The organism is Trueperaceae bacterium, from assembly GCA_036381035.1.
GTDB lineage: Bacteria > Deinococcota > Deinococci > Deinococcales > Trueperaceae > DASRWD01.
On record DASVDQ010000021.1, the window covers coordinates 102,313 to 119,467 of the forward strand.

Genomic DNA, 17,155 nt, shown 5'->3' on the forward strand with positions numbered 1-17,155 from the left:
CCCCGATGGCCACGCGAGCCAATCCTAACTCCAGCAAGAGTATCGCCTTCCTCGCCGGGGTCGGTTTCGCGGCGGTGCCCGCGGCCGGACCGTTCCTGGCCCTGCTCGCCTGGCTGAACCGCCGCCTCCAGCTCCAGAGGGCCGACCAGCTGTGGTGGTCCGCCGCCGCGCTCCTCGCCGCCCCGCTGCTGCTCACCGGCCACGCCGTCGCCGCCGCCGAGACGGTGGCGCAGGTCCTCGCCGCCTGGCTGCTGTTCCGCTCCGCCACGGCGCTCCGCGAGCGGCTGGCGCCGCACGGGCTCGCCGACGTCATCGGCGCCGGGCTCGTCGTCGGGCTGGGCATCGCGTTCCTGGTGGGCCTGCGCCAGCTCGACGGCTTCCGCTGGGAGACGGCCCGCACGCCACTAGACGCCATCACCTGGCAGTCGCACCCGGCCACGTTCGGGCACATGATGGTGGTCCTCGCTGCGCTCGTCGCGATCACGGTGCCGTCGCCGCGCCTGCGCGTCGTCTCGCTGGCGCTGGGCGCCGCCGGCGTGGTCCTCTCCGGCGCGCGCGAGGCGATGTTCGCCTGGCTCCTCGTGGCGGTGCTGCTGCGCTTCGTGGGGCGTAAGGGCACGGCGGGCACCCGCTTCGCCGAGTGGACGCTCGTGGGCGTCATGTTCCTGCTCGCCTCCGGCGTCCTCTCGCCCGTGGGCGTCGGCCGCACCGGCTTCCTCACCGCGTTCCAGCCCGCGCCGGCCGAGGCGAACCTCTTCCGCGGCACCGAGGTCGCCGACGGCGACTGGTGGCTGCCGCTCGGCGTCACGTACTCCGGCTCGACGCTGGAGGTCGAGGGCGTGCTGCGCTCGGCGATCATCGTCACCAAGCGCTCCGAGGACAACTGGTCGCGTCTGCAGCAGGTCGTGATGCTCGAGCCCGGCCAGACGTACACGCTCAGCGCCGTGCTGAGGCCGCTGGCCGAGGCCCGGCCCGGCTTCGACGGCTGGGGCATGCAGCAGGGCGACGCCGGCGCCGTCCACCTGGGGACGACGCTGGCCGAGGGCGCCCACGACGCGAGGGCCACCGGCCCGCTGGCCATCCTCTCCGCGAGCGCGGTCGAGCTCGCGGACGGCATGACGCGCGCCCAGGTGACCTTCCGCTACGACGGCGAGCACCCCCTCGCCTGGTACGTGGGCGTGGTGCCCGACCGCTCGAACCTCACGAACGTGAGCACGGCCTTCGCCGAGCTGCAGCTCACCGCCACCGACGCGCCGCTGCCGTACGTCCCGGGGCGCGCCGAGCGCGGCGTCGCCTCGCTGCGCGCCTCGCGCTACCCCATCTGGCGCGACGCCCTCACGGCGATAGGCGCCAGGCCCCTGCTCGGCTGGGGCCCGGGCGGCCTGCCGGCGGCGGTCCACGAGCTCGAGGGCGAGCAGGCGCGCCTGCGCCCGGTGGCCGTCCACGCCCACAACATGGCCCTGGCCGTGTGGGTCGAGCGCGGCGCCGTGGGCCTCGCGGGCCTCGGGGTCCTCTTCGTCGCGCTGGCCCTGCGCGCCGTCCAGCAGCGGGACCGCACCGCTGCGGTGGTGCTCCTCGGCGTGGTGGTCCTCAACGCCCTCGACGCGACGCTGCTCACGGGCGCCCTCATCTACCCCCTGGCCGCGGTGCTGGGCTGGCGGGCCGTGGGCAGCAGGGCGTTCGCCCAGGCGGAGACGGGGGTGCTGAGCGCCGCCGGCGTGAGGGTCGCGCTCGCGCTGGGTGACGCGGTGGCCGGCGCCCTGTCCATCGCCCTGGGGCTGCTGGCGGCCGAGGGCGGGACCGGCGTCTTCACGTCCGCCCTCGCCTACGCGACGCTGGCCTGGCCCCTCGTGGGCGTCCTCACCGGGCACTACCCGGCGTACGGGCGGCCCAGCCACCTCGAGCTCGCCGGCTCGGTGAACGTGGGCGCCATGGGCTCGCTGCTCGTGGCGGGCGCCTCGGTGCTGCTGCCGGCGGTCGAGCTCTCGGCCGGCACCCTGGCCGTCACCCTGGCCGCCAGCGTGGTGCTGGCGCCGGGTCTGCGCGCCCTCGTGAAGGCCGCTCTGCGCGGCCTCCACCTGTGGGGGCGAGCCGTCGTCGTCCTCGGCACCGGGCCGGCGGCGGCCCGCACGGCGCGTCACCTCGCCGCCCACCCCGGCCTCGGCCTGCACCCCGTGGCCGCCTTCGGCGACAGCGGCTGGGACCTGGAGCGTCCGCCCGTCACGGGGCGCCTCGAGCACGCCTGGCGCTACGTCAGGGACAACAACATCAGGCACGCGATCGTGGCGCCCGCGGCCGCGCGCCGGCTCGCGTTCGACGAGGTGCTGCGGCGCGCCGACAGGCAGCTCCGCTACGTCCAGTACCTGCCCGACCTCGGCGACCTGCCGGCCAGCTCGGTCACGGCGGCGCCGCTCGGGTCGTCGGTCGCGCTCGAGGTCACGAACCAGCTCGCCTCGCCCACGAACAGGGCCGTGAAGCGCGCTATCGACCTGTTCCTGGCCACCCTGCTGCTCGCCGTCCTCGCCCTGCCGCTGGCGCTCGTGGCCCTGCTGGTGGTCCTCGACTCGCGCGGCTCGCCGTTCCACCTGTCTCCGCGCGTGGGGCGCGGCGGCAAGCCGTTCGACTGCCTGAAGTTCAGGACCATGCACGTGGACGCCGAGAGCCGCCTGGAGCGCCTCCTCGACGAGGACCCCGCGGCCCGCGAGGAGTACGCCCGCTACCGCAAGCTCACGAACGACCCGCGCGTGACCCGCGTGGGCCGCGTCCTGCGCCGCCTCTCGCTCGACGAGTTCCCGCAGCTCGTGAACGTGATCCTCGGCCACATGAGCCTGGTGGGCCCCCGGCCCTACCTGGTCAGGGAGCTCGAGGACATGGGCCCCGAGCGGGAGCTGATCTTCCTCGCCCGCCCCGGCATGACGGGCTACTGGCAGGTGGAGGGGCGCAACGACTTCAGCTTCGAGGAGCGCCAGGCGATGGAGGCGCACTACGTGCGCAACTGGTCGGTGTGGTGGGACCTCGAGATCCTGCTGCGCACGCCCCTGGTCATGCTCTCGCCCAACGGCAAGTAGGGCGCGGGTCCACCGGCAGCGTCCCGCAGCGCGCATGAGGGCGCTCTCACGGGCGCGGGCACGGGTCCCGGTCCGGCGGCGTTAGACTCACCAGCGTGCCCGCAGTGAAGACCGGCCCCGTGGTGGCCGAGGAGCCGGAGGCCGCGCCGACGCCCCCCGGGTCACCAGCCGCGGAGCCCGCCCGCGGCGGCGACGGCTCTCGCGCCAGGGCGGCCCGGCGCACCCTGAGGGCGTTCAACGCGCTCACGCGGCCGCTCTACTGGCTCTACGAGCGGCGGCTCGTCAGCGCCATACGCGCCGGCGGCAGGGTGCCGCGGCACATCGGCATCATCATGGACGGCAACAGGCGCTTCGCGCGGGCCGTGGGCCTCGACGTCAAGGCCGGCCACGACCACGGCGCCGACAAGGCGCGGGAGGTCCTCGACTGGTGCCTCGAGCTCGGCATCGAGCACGTGACGCTGTGGGGCTTCTCGACGGACAACAGGGGCCGCGCGCCCGACGAGGTGGCCCACCTCCACGCCCTGTTCGCGCAGCAGGCGCGCGACCTGCTGAGCGACGCGAAGCTGCACGCCAACCGCGTGCGCGTGAAGGTCATCGGCGACACCTCCGACTTCCCCGACGACGCCAAGGAGGCGCTGCGGGCGATGGAGGAGGCGACGGAGGGCTACGACAACCTCCACGTGAACGTCGCGCTCGGCTACGGGGGCCGCGAGGAGATCATCGACGCGGTGAACGCCCTGCTGCGCGCTCGCCTCGCCGCCGGGGAGACGCTGGAGAGCGTCGCCGGCAACGTGCGCGCCGAGGACCTCACGGAGCACCTCTACACTGCCGGCATGCCGGACCCCGACTTCGTGATACGCACCTCTGGCGAGGTGAGGCTCTCCGGGTTCATGCCGTGGCAGACGGCCTACAGCGAGTTCTACTTCTGCGACGCCAACTGGCCGGAGTTCCGCAAGGTCGACTTCCTGCGGGCGGTCAGGGACTTCCAGGCGCGCGAGAGGCGGTACGGAAGGTGAAGGCAGGCGACGACACGCCGGGCGAGCCGGGGACCATACCCGGCTTCCGCGCGGTGGTCATGGCGGGCGGTCAGGGCCAGCGCTTCTGGCCGCTCTCCACCCCCGAGAGGCCCAAGCAGTTCCTCGACCTCGGCCGCGCGGGACGCACGCTGATCCAGCAGACCTACGACAGGGTGCTGCCGCTGGCGGGCTCGCCGGCGAACGTCTACGTGGCGACGGCCCGCAAGTACGTGGGGCTCGTCTGCGAGCAGCTCCCCGACGTGCCCGTCGAGAACCTCCTGGTCGAGCCCACGCCGCGCGACTCCGCCCCGGCGGTCGCGCTCGCCTGCCTGACCATCGCCCAGCGGGACGGCGACGTCGTGACCGGCTTCTTCTCCTCCGACCACCGCGTGGGACCGGGCTTCCACGAGGCGATACGCTCCGCCGCCCAGGTCGCCGCGGCGACGGGCGGCCTCGTCACGGTGGGCATCACGCCCACCCGCCCCGCCACCGGCTACGGCTACATCGAGGCCGGCGAGACCGAGGGGCCGGCCCTGCGCGTGCGTCGCTTCGTCGAGAAGCCCAGCGCCCGCACCGCCGAGGCCTACCTCGCCGCCGGCGGCTACCTGTGGAACGCCGGCATCTTCGTGTGGCGCGTCCACGCAGCGCTGGCCGAGCTCGACCGCCACGCCCCCGACCTGATGGTGCCGCTGCGTGACGCCTTCGATGCCGGCAGGGTGGCCGAGGCGTTCCCCGACCTGCCGCGCATCTCGATCGACTACGCGCTCATGGAGCGCACCGACAGGGCCTACGTCGTGCCGGGACGCTTCGAGTGGGACGACATCGGCGACTGGATGGCGCTCGAGCGCCTGCTGGAGGGCGACGGCACGAACACGGTCGTGGGCAGGCACGTGGGCCGCGACGCCTCGGGCAACATCGTCTACACCGAGGACGACGGCGACGTGGTCGTGACCCTCGGCGTCCACGACCTCGTGATCGTGAAGCGCGGCCACGCGCTGCTGCTGGTCCACAAGGACCGCGTGCAGGAGATCAAGGAGCTGCTGGCCGACGAGCGCCTGTCGGGCCTGCTCGAGGAGCCGGTCGGCAGGGGCTGAGGCCGTCAGAACAGGCTCGAGACGTCCACCTCTCCCTTCGGCTCCACGTAGGCCGTGTCCATCTGCGCCAGCTGCAGCCTGCCGGAGACGTCGTCGTTGACGGCGTGCCAGTAGGTGTAGCCCTCGATGACCCAGATGCCCGACTCGCGCGCGCCGTTGCCCGAGCCCTTCACGCCGCCGAAGGGCATGTGCGCCTCGGCGCCGACTGTCGTGTTGTTGATCGAGGACATGCCGGCCTCGATGTTCTCCTTGAAGTGGTGCGCCCACTCGCGGTCGTTCGTGTAGATCGCGCTGGAGAGGCCGTAGTCCACGGAGTTCGCGACCCGCACCGCCTCCTCGATGCCGTCGACCCTCACGAGGTTGATCGTGGGGCCGAACACCTCGGTCTGGAAGATCCTCATGCCGGGCCTCACGCCCTCCCACACGGTCGGCCAGCCGTAGTAGGCGGCGTCGGGGTCGCCCACGAAGCCGGCCGGCGCGTTGCCGGGCGCGATGCGGCCCCGGCCGTAGAGCAACGTGGCGCCGTCCTCCCGTCCCCAGTCGTAGTGCTCGAGCCACCGCCGGAAGAAGCGCTCGTTGATGAAGGGGCCGTACAGGACGTCCTCGTGCTCGTTGGGGTCGCCGATCCTGATGGCCTCGACGCGCTCGAGGAACCGGCGCTTGAACTCGTCGTAGACGGGGGCGTCGACGATGAGGTTGCCGGCCGAGGTGCAGCGCTGACCGCCGGTGCCGAACGCCGAGAAGACGGCGCCCTCCACGGCGTTGTCGAGGTCGGCGTCGCGCATGACGATGAGGGGGTTCTTGCCGCCCAGCTCCAGGGTGGGGTGCAGCAGGTTGCGCCCGGCGATCTCGCCGATGCGCCGGCCCACCGCCGTGCTGCCCGTGAACGCGAACTTGTCGAGGCGACCCTCGTCCATCATGTCGACGAGGAACTCGCCGGCAGCGCCGGCGCCGCCGCCGAAGACGACGTTGAGCACGCCCGCCGGCACGCCGGCCTCCTCGAAGAGCTTGGCGAAGGCGTAGGCGACAGCTGGGGCGTCCTCGGACGGCTTCCACACGACGGTGTTGCCGGTGAGGAGCGCCGGCACGATCTTCCACGACGGCACGGCGATGGGGAAGTTGCCGGCCGTGACGATGCCGACGACGCCCAGCGGCCGGCGGTAGGTGTTGAGCTCCTTGCGCGGCATCTCGGAAGGCACGGTCTGGCCGTAGAGCCTGCGTCCCTCCGACTGGAAGAAGTGGCAGGTGTCGATGGCCTCCTGCACGCTGCCGCGCGCCTCCTTGAGCGTCTTGCCCATCTCGCGCGTCACCAGCCGGGAGAGCGACTCCTTCTCGCGCTCCAGCGCCTTGCCGAGCTGCCCGATGAGCTGGCCGCGGATCGGCGCGGGCGTGCGCGACCACGTCCTGAACGCCTCGCAGGCGGCCTCGCACGCCTCCCTCACCTGGTCCTTGGTGGCCTCGGGGAAGTGCCCCACGACGTCGGACAGTCGGCTCGCGTTGCGGGAGGCGAAGGTGCCCTCGCTGGGCACGCTGCGCCAGCCTATGAGGTTACCGTAGGTCTTGGCGGCGCCGGCCGCGGGCGCCTCGGTTGCCGTCTCGGTCATGATCCGCACGATACCACCGGGTCCCCGCGGGCCCGTCGCGCGGTTCGACCCGTCCAGGACGGCGCGTTCTCGGCGCTCATGGCGGGACGGGGCACCGGCGTTATGCTGCCTCGACCTTTAATCCGGTCCAGTGAGGCCGGGAAGGAGGGCCATGCCCGAGACAGCTGACCTCACCCTGAAGTCGCAGATCATGTCCCCGGCCGAGTTCGGCCGGGCCCTCAAGCGCATCGCCCACGAAGTGATCGAGCGCAACAAGGGCGCGGGCGACGTGGCGCTCGTGGGCATACACACCCGCGGCGTGCCGCTCGCCGAGCGCCTGGCCGGCCTCATCGAGCTCTTCGAGGGCACGAGGCCGCCCGTCGGCAAGCTCGACATCACGCTCTACCGCGACGACCTCACCGAGATCTCGCTGCAGCCCGTCGTGAAGCGCACCGAGGTGGACTTCGACGTCCACGGCGCGAAGATCGTGCTCGTCGACGACGTGATCTACACCGGCCGCACGGCGAGGGCCGCCCTCGACGCGATCATCGACATGGGGCGCCCCGCGGCGATCCAGTACGCGGTCATGGTCGACCGCGGCCACCGCGAGCTGCCGATCCGCGCCGACTACGTCGGGAAGAACGTGCCGACGAGCCGCTCCGAGATCGTCCACGTGCGCGTGCAGGAGGTCGACGGCGAGGACGGGGTCGAGCTGTGGGAGCGCCAGGCGTGATCGGCGCCGCCGCGCAGGTACCCCCGCCGACCCCGCCGGCCGCGGTCGCCAGGCGCCACCGCCACCTCCTCGACTTCGAGGGCTGGACGGCCGAGGACGTCGCGTCGCTGCTGGAGACGGCCGAGGTGATGGCGCAGGTGCTCACCCGCCCCGTGAAGCGGGTGCCGGCGCTGCAGGGCTACACGGTCGCCACGCTCTTCTTCGAGGAGAGCACGCGCACGCGCCTCTCCTTCGAGCGCGCCGCCAGGGCCCAGTCGGCCGACGTGATCTCGTTCGCCGCCGGCTCCTCGAGCCTCAAGAAGGGCGAGAGCGTCCGCGACACCCTGCGCACGATCGAGCAGCTGCAGGCCGACCTCTACGTCGTGCGGCACCCGTCGGCCGGCGTGCCGCACCAGCTCGCGCGCTGGACCGCCGGCGCGGTCGTCAACGCCGGCGACGGGCGCCACGCCCACCCCACGCAGGCGCTCCTGGACGCCTACACGCTGCGGGCCGCGCTCACCGAGGCGGGCCTGCCGCCCGCGGAGCGCGCCAGGCCGTTCGCCGGGCGGCGGCTCGCCATCGTCGGCGACGTCGAGCACTCGCGCGTGGCCCGCTCGAACGCCGAGCTGTTCACGCTCCTCGGCGGGGAGGTCGTGCTGTGCGGTCCGGCCGCGCTGCTCCCCCGCGAGCTCTCGAGGCTCCCCGGCGTGCACCTGACCACCGACCTGGACGAGGCGGCCCGCGACGCCGACGCGCTCATGGCCCTGCGCATACAGCGCGAGCGCCTGGGCCCGCGGCGGCTGCCGTCGCTGGCCGAGTACGTGGCCCGCTACCAGCTCCGCGAGCGCCACCTCGAGGTCGCCGAGCCGCACGCCTTCGTGATGCACCCGGGCCCAATCAACCGCGACGTCGAGGTGAGCAGCGAGCTCGCCGACGGACCGCGCAGCCTCGTCGAGCGCCAGGTCGCCAGCGGGGTGCCGGTGAGGATGGCCGTGCTCTACGCGCTCCTGGTGGGCAAGCGATGAGGCTCGCCCTGAGAGGCGGTCGCCTGCTGGACGGGGCGGGCGACCGCGGCGTCCACGACCTCTACGTGCGCGACGGGGTCATAGAGGGGCTCGACCTCGGGGGCGAGGTGGACCTCGACGTCGACGCCGCGGGCCGGGTCGTCACCCCGGCGTTCCTCGACCTCCACGCCCACCTGCGCGACCCCGGCCAGGAGGTCAAGGAGGACCTCGCCAGCGGCCTGGCCGCGGCCGCGGCCGGCGGGTACGGGACCGTCGTCTCGATGGCGAACACCGACCCCGTCGTCGACGACCCGGGGATCGTCGCCGACCTGGTCGCGCGCGCCGCGCGCGTGGAGGGCGCCAGGCTCAGGCCGGCGGCGGCGATCAGCAAGGGCCTGCGCGGCGAGGAGCTGACGGACCTGGCGGCGCTCAAGGCCGCCGGCGCGGTCATGGTCACCGACGACGGCGTGCCCGTCGCCGACTCGCGGCTCTTCCGCAGCGCCTGCGAGTACGCCGCCGCGCTGGGCCTCATCGTCCAGACCCACTCCGAGGACCCGTCGCTGCGCGACGGCGGGGTCATGAACGAGGGGGCGGTCAGCCAGCGGCTCGGCCTGCCGGGCAACCCTGACGCGTCCGAGGCCGTGATGGTCTTCCGCGACGGCGAGGTCGCCAGGCTCACGGGCGCGCGCGTCCACCTGGCGCACGTGAGCTCGCGGCGCGGGCTCGAGGTCGCGCGCTGGCTGAAGGCCGGCGGCGCGCCCGTCACCGTGGAGGTCACGCCGCACCACCTGACGCTCACCGACGAGTGCCTGAGGAGCTTCGATCCCGTCTACAAGGTCGCGCCGCCGCTGCGCACCGCGGCCGACGTGGAGGCCCTGCGCGCGGGCCTCGTCGACGGCGCCGTCGACTCGATCGGCACCGACCACGCGCCGCACACGCTGGCCGAGAAGCAGCAGGACATGCTGAGCGCGCCGTTCGGCATCGCGAACCTCGAGGTGGCGTTCCCGCTGCTCTACACGCGTCTCGTCGCCACGGGGAGCCTCCCGCTCGAACGCCTGCTGTGGCTGCTGCAGGACGGCCCGGCGCGCGTGATGGGCTGGCCCGCGCCGCGCCTCGAGCCGGGCGCACCGGCGGACCTGACGGTCCTCGACCTCGAGGCCGAGCGCGAGGTCGACGGCACGCGCTTCAAGAGCAAGGCCAAGCACACGCCCTGGCAGGGCGAGGCGCTGAGGGGCTGGCCCGTGGCCACCGTGGTGGCCGGCAGGCTCGTGCACGGGGAGGGGTAGAGCCGCCCGCGCCTCGGCCTGAGACCGGCTACACTCGCGAGCCCCGCGCACGGGCTTAGAATCGTTTCATGACGCCGGCCTACGACGCCACTACGACCCGCGTCGCGGCGCCGCAGGAGCTGCCACCGCCCCAGGCGCAGCCCGCGGCGGAGGCCCTGCTGCTGCCGCAGCACGACCTCGGGCGCGGCATCACGCTGTCGGCCGGCGAGACCCTCTACCGCGAGGGCGACGAGGTCGAGTCCGCCTACCTCGTGGCGTCGGGCCTGCTGGCGCTGGCGGTCGGCTCGGGCCGCGGCCGCGAGCGCGTCGTCGACCTCGCCGGACCGGGCGACGTCGTCGGGGCCCTCTCCGGGCACCAGGTCAGGTACCTCGACACCGCCACGGCCCTGGGGCCCGACACGCGCGTCGTCGCCGTGCCCCTGGGGCCGGGCTCCGACGCCGCCAGGGACCTGGTCGACAGGGCCGCCGCCCGGCGGCTCGAGCGCCTCACCGAGCAGCTCGAGGAGGAGGGCGCCCCGGTCGCCGCGCGCGTGGCCACCGCGTTCGCCCGCCTGGCCGAGCGGTTCGGGCAGGAGGTGGCCGACGGCATGGTCCGCCTCACGCTGCCGCTGACGCACGACACCCTCGCCGGGCTCGTCGGCGCCGCGCGCGAGACGACGAGCGCGGCCGTGCAGCAGCTGCGCCGCGCCGGCCTCATCGCCGGCACGCGCGGGCGCTACCTCGTGCTGCCGCGCGCCCTGCGCGCTTTCGCGCAGGAGTCCTCCCTCAACTGAGGGCAGGTCCTCCCGACCGACGAAGCTCCCCGCTGGCGGCGGACGCGGCGGGCCCTGCGCGCCTCGCCCGACCTAGAGCTCCCGGAGCAGGCGCGGCAGGTCGCGCCCGAGGCTCCTGACGGCGTCGGAGCCGTAGACGTACCGCAGGCGCCCCTCGCGGTCGAGAACGGACACGTACTCGGTGTGGACGGTCTCCACGCCCGCGCCGCCGTAGCCCACGAAGAACGCCTTGGCGGCCTCCGCCACCTGCGAGTTCGCCCCGGTGAGGCCGATGAACGCGGGGTTGAACCGCTCGACGAAGGCACCCACCACCTCGGGCGTGTCGTACTCGGGGTCGACGCTGACCATGACGACCTTCAGGTCGTCCGGCTCGCCGACGGCCTCGTAGGCGCTGGAGAGCTGCGCCATCGTGAGCGGGCACACGTCGGGGCAGCGGGTGAAGCCGAAGAACACGAGCGTGACGTGGCCGCGCAGGTCGTCGGCGAGGTGGAACTCGTCGCCGTCCTGGTCGACGAGCGTGAGGCCGGAGATGCTCACGGGGTCCCGCAGCGCCGTGCCGGCGGGCTCCGGCCGCGGGCGCAGCCAGGCGCCCAGCAGGTAGGCTCCGGCCCCGGCCGCGACGAGCAGGGCGAAGGTGAGGAAGAAGCGCGCGGGACCTCTCACGCGGGCCAGCATAGCCCCGGCCCTAGCGCGTCCCCGGGGCCGCATGAGACCGTGCCGGCCGTCCCGGCGCCGCCAGGACCGGCCGCCGAAGCGCCGCCGCCGGTGAGCGGGCGCAGGGCCCCGGACGTCCGGCGCGCGACTCGCCGCCGCGCGCCGGCCGGCTGACGGCTACTCCCCCGCCTCGATCATCTCGAAGAACGCCTCGGCGACGCGCGGGTCGAAGCGCGTGCCCACGCCCTCCCTGATGTGGGCCAGCGCCTCCTCGCGCGTCCACGCCCGGCGGTAGGGACGGTCCGACGTGAGCGCGTCGAACACGTCGACGATCGCGAAGATGCGCGCCGCCAGCGGGATCTCCTCGCCCTTGAGCCCGCGCGGGTAGCCGGTGCCGTCCCAGCGCTCGTGGTGGGCGTAGGGGATGTCGAGGGCGGGCCTGAGGAACTCGATCGGCCCCAGGAGCTCGTAGGCGTAGACGGGGTGGCGCTTCATGATCTCGAACTCCTCCTCGGTGAGCGGGCCGCGCTTGAGGAGTATCGAGTCGGGTATGCCCATCTTGCCGATGTCGTGGAGCAGCGCGCCGCGCTGGACGTGCACGAGCTCCTCGGCCGACATGCCCAGGCGCCGCGCCAGGCGCACCGTCATGTCCGTCACGCGCTTGCTGTGGCCGGCGGTGTCCTCGTCCTTGAGGTCGAGGGCGTTCGCCCAGCCGGCGATCGTGCGGTCGTAGGCGCGCTGCAGCTCCACGTTCGAGCGCTCCAGCGAGCGCAGCAGCTGGGCGTTCTCGATCGCGATGGCGCCCTGGTCGGCGTAGGTCTCGAGGAACTCGAGCCACTCGTCGTTGGGCACGAGCGTCTCCTTCGAGTAGAGCTCGATCACGCCCTGGAGCTGGCCCTTCGCGAACATCGGCACGGCCATGTAGCTGGCGAAGCCTTCCTGCTGCGCCTCCGCCACGGCCGCGCCCTTCTGGGCCTCCTGCTTGAGCTCGGGCAGGAAGATCGAGCGCTGCTCCAGCGCCGCGCGCCCCGCCGGTCCGTCCCCCAGGGCCAGCCGCAGGCGCTGCCTGAGCTCGCCCGTGAAGCCGCGTCCGACGGCCGGCCGCAGCACCTGGCCGGCCGGCTCGTAGAGGAGCACGGCCACGGCGTCCACGCCCAGGTCCTGCACGAGCTGGTCCATGAAGATGTCGAGCACCAGCCTGACGTCGACGGAGTTCGTGATCGCCATGTCGATGCGCCGCAGCGACTGCACGTGGTCGAGGCGGCGCTTCAGCTCCTCGTTGAGGTTCTGGATCTTCTCCATCGCCCGCACGCGGTCGCTGATGTCGCGGAAGTTCAGCACGTACGCCCGCACGTCCGGGTCCTCGAGCAGGTTCGTGACGGTGCCCTCGAGCCAGCGCCAGTCGCCGCGCGCGTCGCGGCAGCGGAAGCGCAGGCTCTCGGTGGCGCCCGGCATCGCCTCGGCCATGTCGAGCGCGTCGAGGAGCGCGTCGCGGTCGTCGGCGTGGACGAGGTCGGTGCGGTCGAGCCCCACGAACTCATCGGCGGGGTACCCGAGCATGTTCACGACGGCGCCGCTCACCGAGCGTACGCGCCTGTCGCGACCGAGGAGCACGACGCCCTCGAGGCTCTTCTCGAAGATCGCGCGGTAGTACGCCTCGCTGACCCGCAGGCGCTGGGCCGACTCCTCGCGCTCGGTGACGTCGCGGACGTTGAGCACGATGCCGCGGACGTCGGGGTCGTCGCGCAGGTCGGTGCCGACGGCCTCGATCCAGCGCCACTCGCCCCGCACCCGGTAGCGGAAGCGCGACACGCGCGGCGGGCTCTGCGGCGTGGAGCCGGCGCGCGAGGCCTTCAGCTCGCGCATGTCCTCCTCCACGCGCGCGCGGTCGCGCGGGTGCACGACGCGCCAGAGCTGCGACTCGGTGAACACCGGCTGGTGCACGCCCAGCCTGACGATCGAAGGGGAGACGAAGCTCACGCCGCCGAGGCCGTCGAGGACGATCGTGACGTCGGAGGAGTGCTTGACGAGCGCCATGAACCGCCGCTCGCTGCGCTCGAGCGCCTGCTCGGCCGAGCGGGTGACGGTGGTGTCGCGGCACAGCAGCAGCGTGGCGCCGTCGTCGAGGCGCCGCGCCAGCATCTCCACCGGCACGAAGCCCCCGTCGCGCCGCTCCAGCTCGACCTCCAGCCGCAGCGGCTCGTCGGCGTCCTGCACCTCCAGCAGCGCCAGCAGCGGCGACCCCATGGGCACCAGCTCGGCGAGCGGCAGGCCCAGCAGCTCGCCGCGGCGGGCGCCCAGTGCGAGCTCGGCGCGCGGGTTGCAGTCGATGACCCTGTCGTCGGCGGACAGCACGAAGACGGCCTCGCTGGTGTGCTCCAGCATCTCCTGGAGCAGCCGCAGCGCGCGGTTCGCGGCGCTGACCGACTCGGTCTGCTTGTCGGGTGCCAGCTTGCCCGTCCCCACGTTCAGCCCTCCGCGGGACCGGGCGCGCCCTCTGCGCCGGGTCCGCGGGCGCGATCGGCGGCCGTCGCCACGAGGGAAGTCACCGTCACAGGATAAGAGGTGGCCCGCGCCACGGGCTGATGAACTTGCCACTACGACGCGTCCCGCAAGTCGTCGGGCCCGTCTCCGGACGGGTCGTGGCCCGTCCGCGGGCGGCGCGGTGGGCACGACGACCGGGCCGGCCGCGGGCGTCCCGCTGACGCAGGCTGTGCGCCGCTCGCTTGCACCCACGCGGTCCGGCGTGCACTATGTTCCCACGCGAGCTTCGGGCGCTTGCTCCTCGGCCCCTCGGGGCCGCGAGTGGGACCTGGGCCGGCCGTCCTGCTTCCTCCGTTCCACACCTCCCGACCTCCACCGACCCGCGCAGGTCGACTCGCTCCTTCTCGCCTTCGACACGATGGCGCGGGGTGTCCGTGGCGCGGCTCGCCGCGACCGCGGAGAGGAGATGGTAGGCGCTGGGACACGAAGTAGACGCCACGCTGCTCCACGGGACCTGGCTGCACCTCCACGAGGAGGACGGCGAGGGCCTGGTGTTCCTCCGCCGCGGCGCCGACCTCCCGCCGTCGCGCGGTCGCACCGTCCTGACGTTCCGCGAGGACGGCGGCCTCGACGTCGGAGCTCCCGGGCCTGACGACCGCCCTCGCGACGCCGCCGGCACGTGGCGGCTGGAGGGCGACCTGCTGACCATCGAGGCCCCGGTGCTAGGCGGCACCTACCGCGTGGTGGTCGCGAGCCAGGAGAGGCTCGTGATCCGCAGACAGGAGTAGGGGGAGGGAGGCGGCGATGGCGGAAGACCAGCAGACCATGCGGCGCGAGTGCGGCACGATGGAGGTGCACGAGAGGCTACTCCGCCAGGTGCCGGGCTACGCGGAGGCTCGTTCGAGGGCCGAGAACTACGCCCTGCGCGCGGCGGTCCTGCCGCAGATGGCCAGGGAGGGCTGCACCACGATCCCCGTCGTGGTCCACGTGGTGCACAAGACGCCCGCGCAGAACATCTCCGACGCCCAGATCCACAGCCAGATCGCCGTCCTCAACGACGACTTCCGCATGCGGAACGCCGACCTGTCGACGGCCCCCGCGCCGTTCGCGGCCGTCGCCGGCGACGCGCGCCTGAGCTTCGAGCTGGCGACGACGGACCCGGACGGCAACCCCACCGACGGCATCGTGAGGGTGAGGACCGACAAGTCGGAGTTCTCCACCGTCGCCGACGACATCAAGTTCTCCGCCCAGGGCGGCTCCGACGCCTGGCCCGCCGACAGGTACCTGAACATCTGGGTCGCCCCGAGGATCGTGGGCTCCGGCGGCCAGAACGTGCTGGGCTACGCCCAGTTCCCCGGCGGGCCTCCCCAGACCGACGGCGTGGTGATCCTCCACAGCGCCTTCGGCACCACGGGGACCGCCGCGGCGCCGTTCGACCGCGGGCGCACTGCCACCCACGAGATCGGCCACTGGCTGAACCTGAGGCACATCTGGGGCGACGACGGCACCGGCTGCGCCGGCAGCGACTTCGTGTCCGACACGCCCAACCAGGGCGGCCCGAACTACGGGGTCCCGACGTTCCCGCGCATCAGCTGCGGCAACGGCCCCAACGGCGACATGTTCGTCAACTACATGGACTACGTCGACGACGCGGCGATGGTCATGTTCACGGCCGAGCAGGTCGTGCGCATGCAGGCCGCCCTCGACAGCAGCCGCAGCACGATCGGCGAGACGCGCCCGTGCCTGAAGGTCCCCGTCAAGGACCACCCCAAGGACCCCATCAAGGAGCACCCCAAGGACCTGCCGAAGGAGTTCTCCAAGGACCCGCCCAAGGAACATCCCAAGGACCTCCCGAAGGACCCCTTCAAGGAGCACCCGAAGGACCTCCCCAAGGAGTTCCCGAAGGACCTGCCGAAGGACCTGCCCAAGGACCTCCACAAGGAGCCGACGAAGGAGCTCCCGAAGGACCCCCCCAAGGAGCTGCCCAAGGACTTCAGCAAGGACCCGCCGAAGGACCTGCCCAAGGAGGTCTTCAAGGAGTTCCCCAAGGACCCGCCCAAGGAGCTCATCAAGGAGTTCCCGAAGGACGGGATCAAGGACTTCAAGGAGGGTCCAGTCGACCCGCAGAAGCCGCCCATCGCCGACGGGCCCAAGAACGTGTTCGACCCGCCGAAGGGCCTCATGGAGCCGCCGATCGACCTCGGTCCCGGCAACCTGCCCTTCGTGCTCGGCACGGGCACCGCGGCCGCGGCGGGGGCGCGGGGCGGCGGGGCGCAGCAGAGGGCGGCCCTGCTGGCCGCGTACACGGAGCTGCTGGCCCAGTACGCGCGCCTGCACGCCGCCGGCATGCTGGACGCCTCCGGCATGGCCGCGTGGCAGCAGGCCGCGGCCGCCTACCAGCAGCTCATCGGGAGCTGAGCGCTACGAGGTGAGAGTTGATCCTCATCGTCAGCTACCCGAGCTACGACCACGTCGAGCGGGTCGTCGAGCACCTCACGCGGCCCTGGGCGCTCTTCGACACGGGCTCGTTCCCCGCGCGCGCGAGCCTCGCCGTGAGCGTCAAGGAGTGCTGCGAGGGCCTCCTGCTCACGACCGAGGGCGGCGAGGTCATCGACCTCGCCAGGGTGGGCGCCGTGTGGCACCGCCGCATCAGCCCGCTCGGGCTCGACGGGTCGCTCACCGACCCGACGGGCCGGCTGTTCGCCTGGTCGGAGTCGAACGAGGCGCTGCTGGGCCTGTGGTACTCGCTGCACTGCTACTGGATGAACCCGCCCCTGGCGGACGAGGTCGGCCAGCGCAAGGTGCGCCAGCTCCAGCTCGCGCGGTCCGTGGGCCTCGCGGTCCCCGAGACGCTCATCACGAACGACCCGGCCCGCGCCCGCGAGTTCGTCGCCGCTCACGCCGGGGGCGGCGTGGTGCGCAAGGCGTTCCGGAACATCGCCGAGGCGCCGCGGGAGACGAGCCTGGTGAGCGAGGCCGACCTGCGGCTCATCGACACGGTGCGCTTCGCGCCCGTGATCTTCCAGCGCTACGTGCCGGCGGACCTCGACCTGCGCGTCACCTACGTCGACGGCGAGCTGTTCCCCGCGGCGATCCGCTCCGGCCCCGAGTACCGGACCGACTACCGCCTGGGCGTCGGGCGCGCCGACGTGTTCCCCTACGAGCTGCCGGACGACGTCGCCGCGAGGCTCGGCCGGCTGATGGACGAGCTCGACCTGCGCTTCGGCGGCATCGACATGCGGGTGACGCCGGAGGGCGAGCACGTGTTCCTGGAGGTGAACCCGGCGGGCGAGTACCTGTTCGTGACGGAGCGGACCGGCCAGCCCGTGCCCCAGGCCATCGCGGCGGCGCTGGACAGGCACGACGCCGCGTGGTCCGGCTGAACGGGACGTGAGCGAGGGGGAGGCCTCAGGGCCTCCCCCGCCTCGTGGCGCCCGCCGTGCTCCGCGCCAGGGGCCCACGGGTCGCCCGCCGCGTTGCT

13 protein-coding genes are annotated in these 17,155 nt (G+C 73.2%); 10 read left to right on the top strand and 3 right to left on the bottom strand.

Features of this window, described 5'->3' with window-relative positions:
* Window positions 1–5 precede the first annotated feature (5 nt).
* From VF202_02850 to VF202_02860, 3 genes are all read left to right on the top strand, one after another.
* Entirely contained in the window at window positions 6–3,068 is a 3,063-nt protein-coding gene (locus tag VF202_02850) for an exopolysaccharide biosynthesis polyprenyl glycosylphosphotransferase (protein ID HEX7039034.1), read from the top strand.
* A 95-nt stretch (window positions 3,069–3,163) separates the two neighbouring features.
* Window positions 3,164–4,084 (top strand): polyprenyl diphosphate synthase, encoded by a 921-nt coding sequence (uppS, locus tag VF202_02855; GenBank protein HEX7039035.1) that lies wholly within the window; start codon window positions 3,164–3,166, stop codon window positions 4,082–4,084.
* Complete coding sequence (locus VF202_02860) at window positions 4,081–5,178, top strand: mannose-1-phosphate guanylyltransferase (GenBank protein HEX7039036.1); 1,098 nt, start codon at window positions 4,081–4,083, stop codon at window positions 5,176–5,178. Before uppS ends, VF202_02860 begins: the two co-directional genes overlap by 4 nt.
* A gap of 5 nt (window positions 5,179–5,183) precedes the next feature.
* Here the strand turns inward: VF202_02860 and VF202_02865 are convergent, their stop codons facing one another.
* A complete protein-coding gene (locus VF202_02865) occupies window positions 5,184–6,782 on the bottom strand; it encodes an aldehyde dehydrogenase family protein (GenBank protein ID HEX7039037.1) in 1,599 nt (532 codons plus the stop codon).
* A 151-nt stretch (window positions 6,783–6,933) separates the two neighbouring features.
* Here VF202_02865 and pyrR point away from each other — a divergent pair, with 151 nt between their 5' ends.
* From pyrR to VF202_02885, 4 genes are all read left to right on the top strand, one after another.
* A complete protein-coding gene (gene pyrR / locus VF202_02870; protein ID HEX7039038.1) occupies window positions 6,934–7,494 on the top strand; it encodes a bifunctional pyr operon transcriptional regulator/uracil phosphoribosyltransferase PyrR in 561 nt (186 codons plus the stop codon).
* Window positions 7,491–8,498, top strand: a complete 1,008-nt coding sequence (locus VF202_02875) for an aspartate carbamoyltransferase catalytic subunit (GenBank protein HEX7039039.1) — start codon at window positions 7,491–7,493, stop codon at window positions 8,496–8,498. The genes pyrR and VF202_02875 overlap by 4 nt, the downstream gene beginning before the upstream one ends.
* Window positions 8,495–9,763 (top strand): dihydroorotase, encoded by a 1,269-nt coding sequence (locus VF202_02880; protein HEX7039040.1) that lies wholly within the window; start codon window positions 8,495–8,497, stop codon window positions 9,761–9,763. The genes VF202_02875 and VF202_02880 overlap by 4 nt, the downstream gene beginning before the upstream one ends.
* Window positions 9,764–9,831: 68 nt before the next feature.
* Window positions 9,832–10,536 (top strand): Crp/Fnr family transcriptional regulator, encoded by a 705-nt coding sequence (locus VF202_02885; protein ID HEX7039041.1) that lies wholly within the window; start codon window positions 9,832–9,834, stop codon window positions 10,534–10,536.
* A 72-nt stretch (window positions 10,537–10,608) separates the two neighbouring features.
* On the opposite strand, the gene VF202_02890 is transcribed toward VF202_02885, so the two are convergent.
* A complete protein-coding gene (locus VF202_02890; GenBank protein ID HEX7039042.1) occupies window positions 10,609–11,199 on the bottom strand; it encodes an SCO family protein in 591 nt (196 codons plus the stop codon).
* Window positions 11,200–11,367: 168 nt separating this feature from the next.
* Window positions 11,368–13,656, bottom strand: a complete 2,289-nt coding sequence (locus VF202_02895; GenBank protein ID HEX7039043.1) for an HD domain-containing phosphohydrolase — start codon at window positions 13,654–13,656, stop codon at window positions 11,368–11,370.
* Between the two features lie 569 nt (window positions 13,657–14,225).
* Between VF202_02895 and VF202_02900 the strand changes: the two genes are divergently transcribed.
* From VF202_02900 to VF202_02910, 3 genes are read left to right on the top strand one after another with little or no spacing between them, the layout of a single operon-like run.
* Window positions 14,226–14,462 carry a hypothetical protein gene (locus VF202_02900; protein HEX7039044.1) on the top strand — a complete coding sequence of 79 codons (237 nt, stop codon included), beginning with the start codon at window positions 14,226–14,228 and terminating at the stop codon, window positions 14,460–14,462.
* A gap of 16 nt (window positions 14,463–14,478) precedes the next feature.
* Window positions 14,479–16,092 (top strand): M43 family zinc metalloprotease, encoded by a 1,614-nt coding sequence (locus tag VF202_02905; protein HEX7039045.1) that lies wholly within the window; start codon window positions 14,479–14,481, stop codon window positions 16,090–16,092.
* Between the two features lie 17 nt (window positions 16,093–16,109).
* Window positions 16,110–17,057, top strand: coding sequence for a hypothetical protein (locus tag VF202_02910; protein ID HEX7039046.1), 948 nt, complete (start codon window positions 16,110–16,112; stop codon window positions 17,055–17,057).
* Window positions 17,058–17,155 lie beyond the last annotated feature (98 nt).

Coding starts and splice junctions, on each gene's coding strand:
- VF202_02850 (HEX7039034.1), top strand. CDS start 6: ATGGCCACGCGAGCCAATCCTAACTCCAGCAAGAGTATCGCCTTCCTC.
- VF202_02865 (HEX7039037.1), bottom strand. CDS start 6,782: ATGACCGAGACGGCAACCGAGGCGCCCGCGGCCGGCGCCGCCAAGACC.
- pyrR (HEX7039038.1), top strand. CDS start 6,934: ATGCCCGAGACAGCTGACCTCACCCTGAAGTCGCAGATCATGTCCCCG.
- VF202_02880 (HEX7039040.1), top strand. CDS start 8,495: ATGAGGCTCGCCCTGAGAGGCGGTCGCCTGCTGGACGGGGCGGGCGAC.
- VF202_02885 (HEX7039041.1), top strand. CDS start 9,832: ATGACGCCGGCCTACGACGCCACTACGACCCGCGTCGCGGCGCCGCAG.
- VF202_02905 (HEX7039045.1), top strand. CDS start 14,479: ATGGCGGAAGACCAGCAGACCATGCGGCGCGAGTGCGGCACGATGGAG.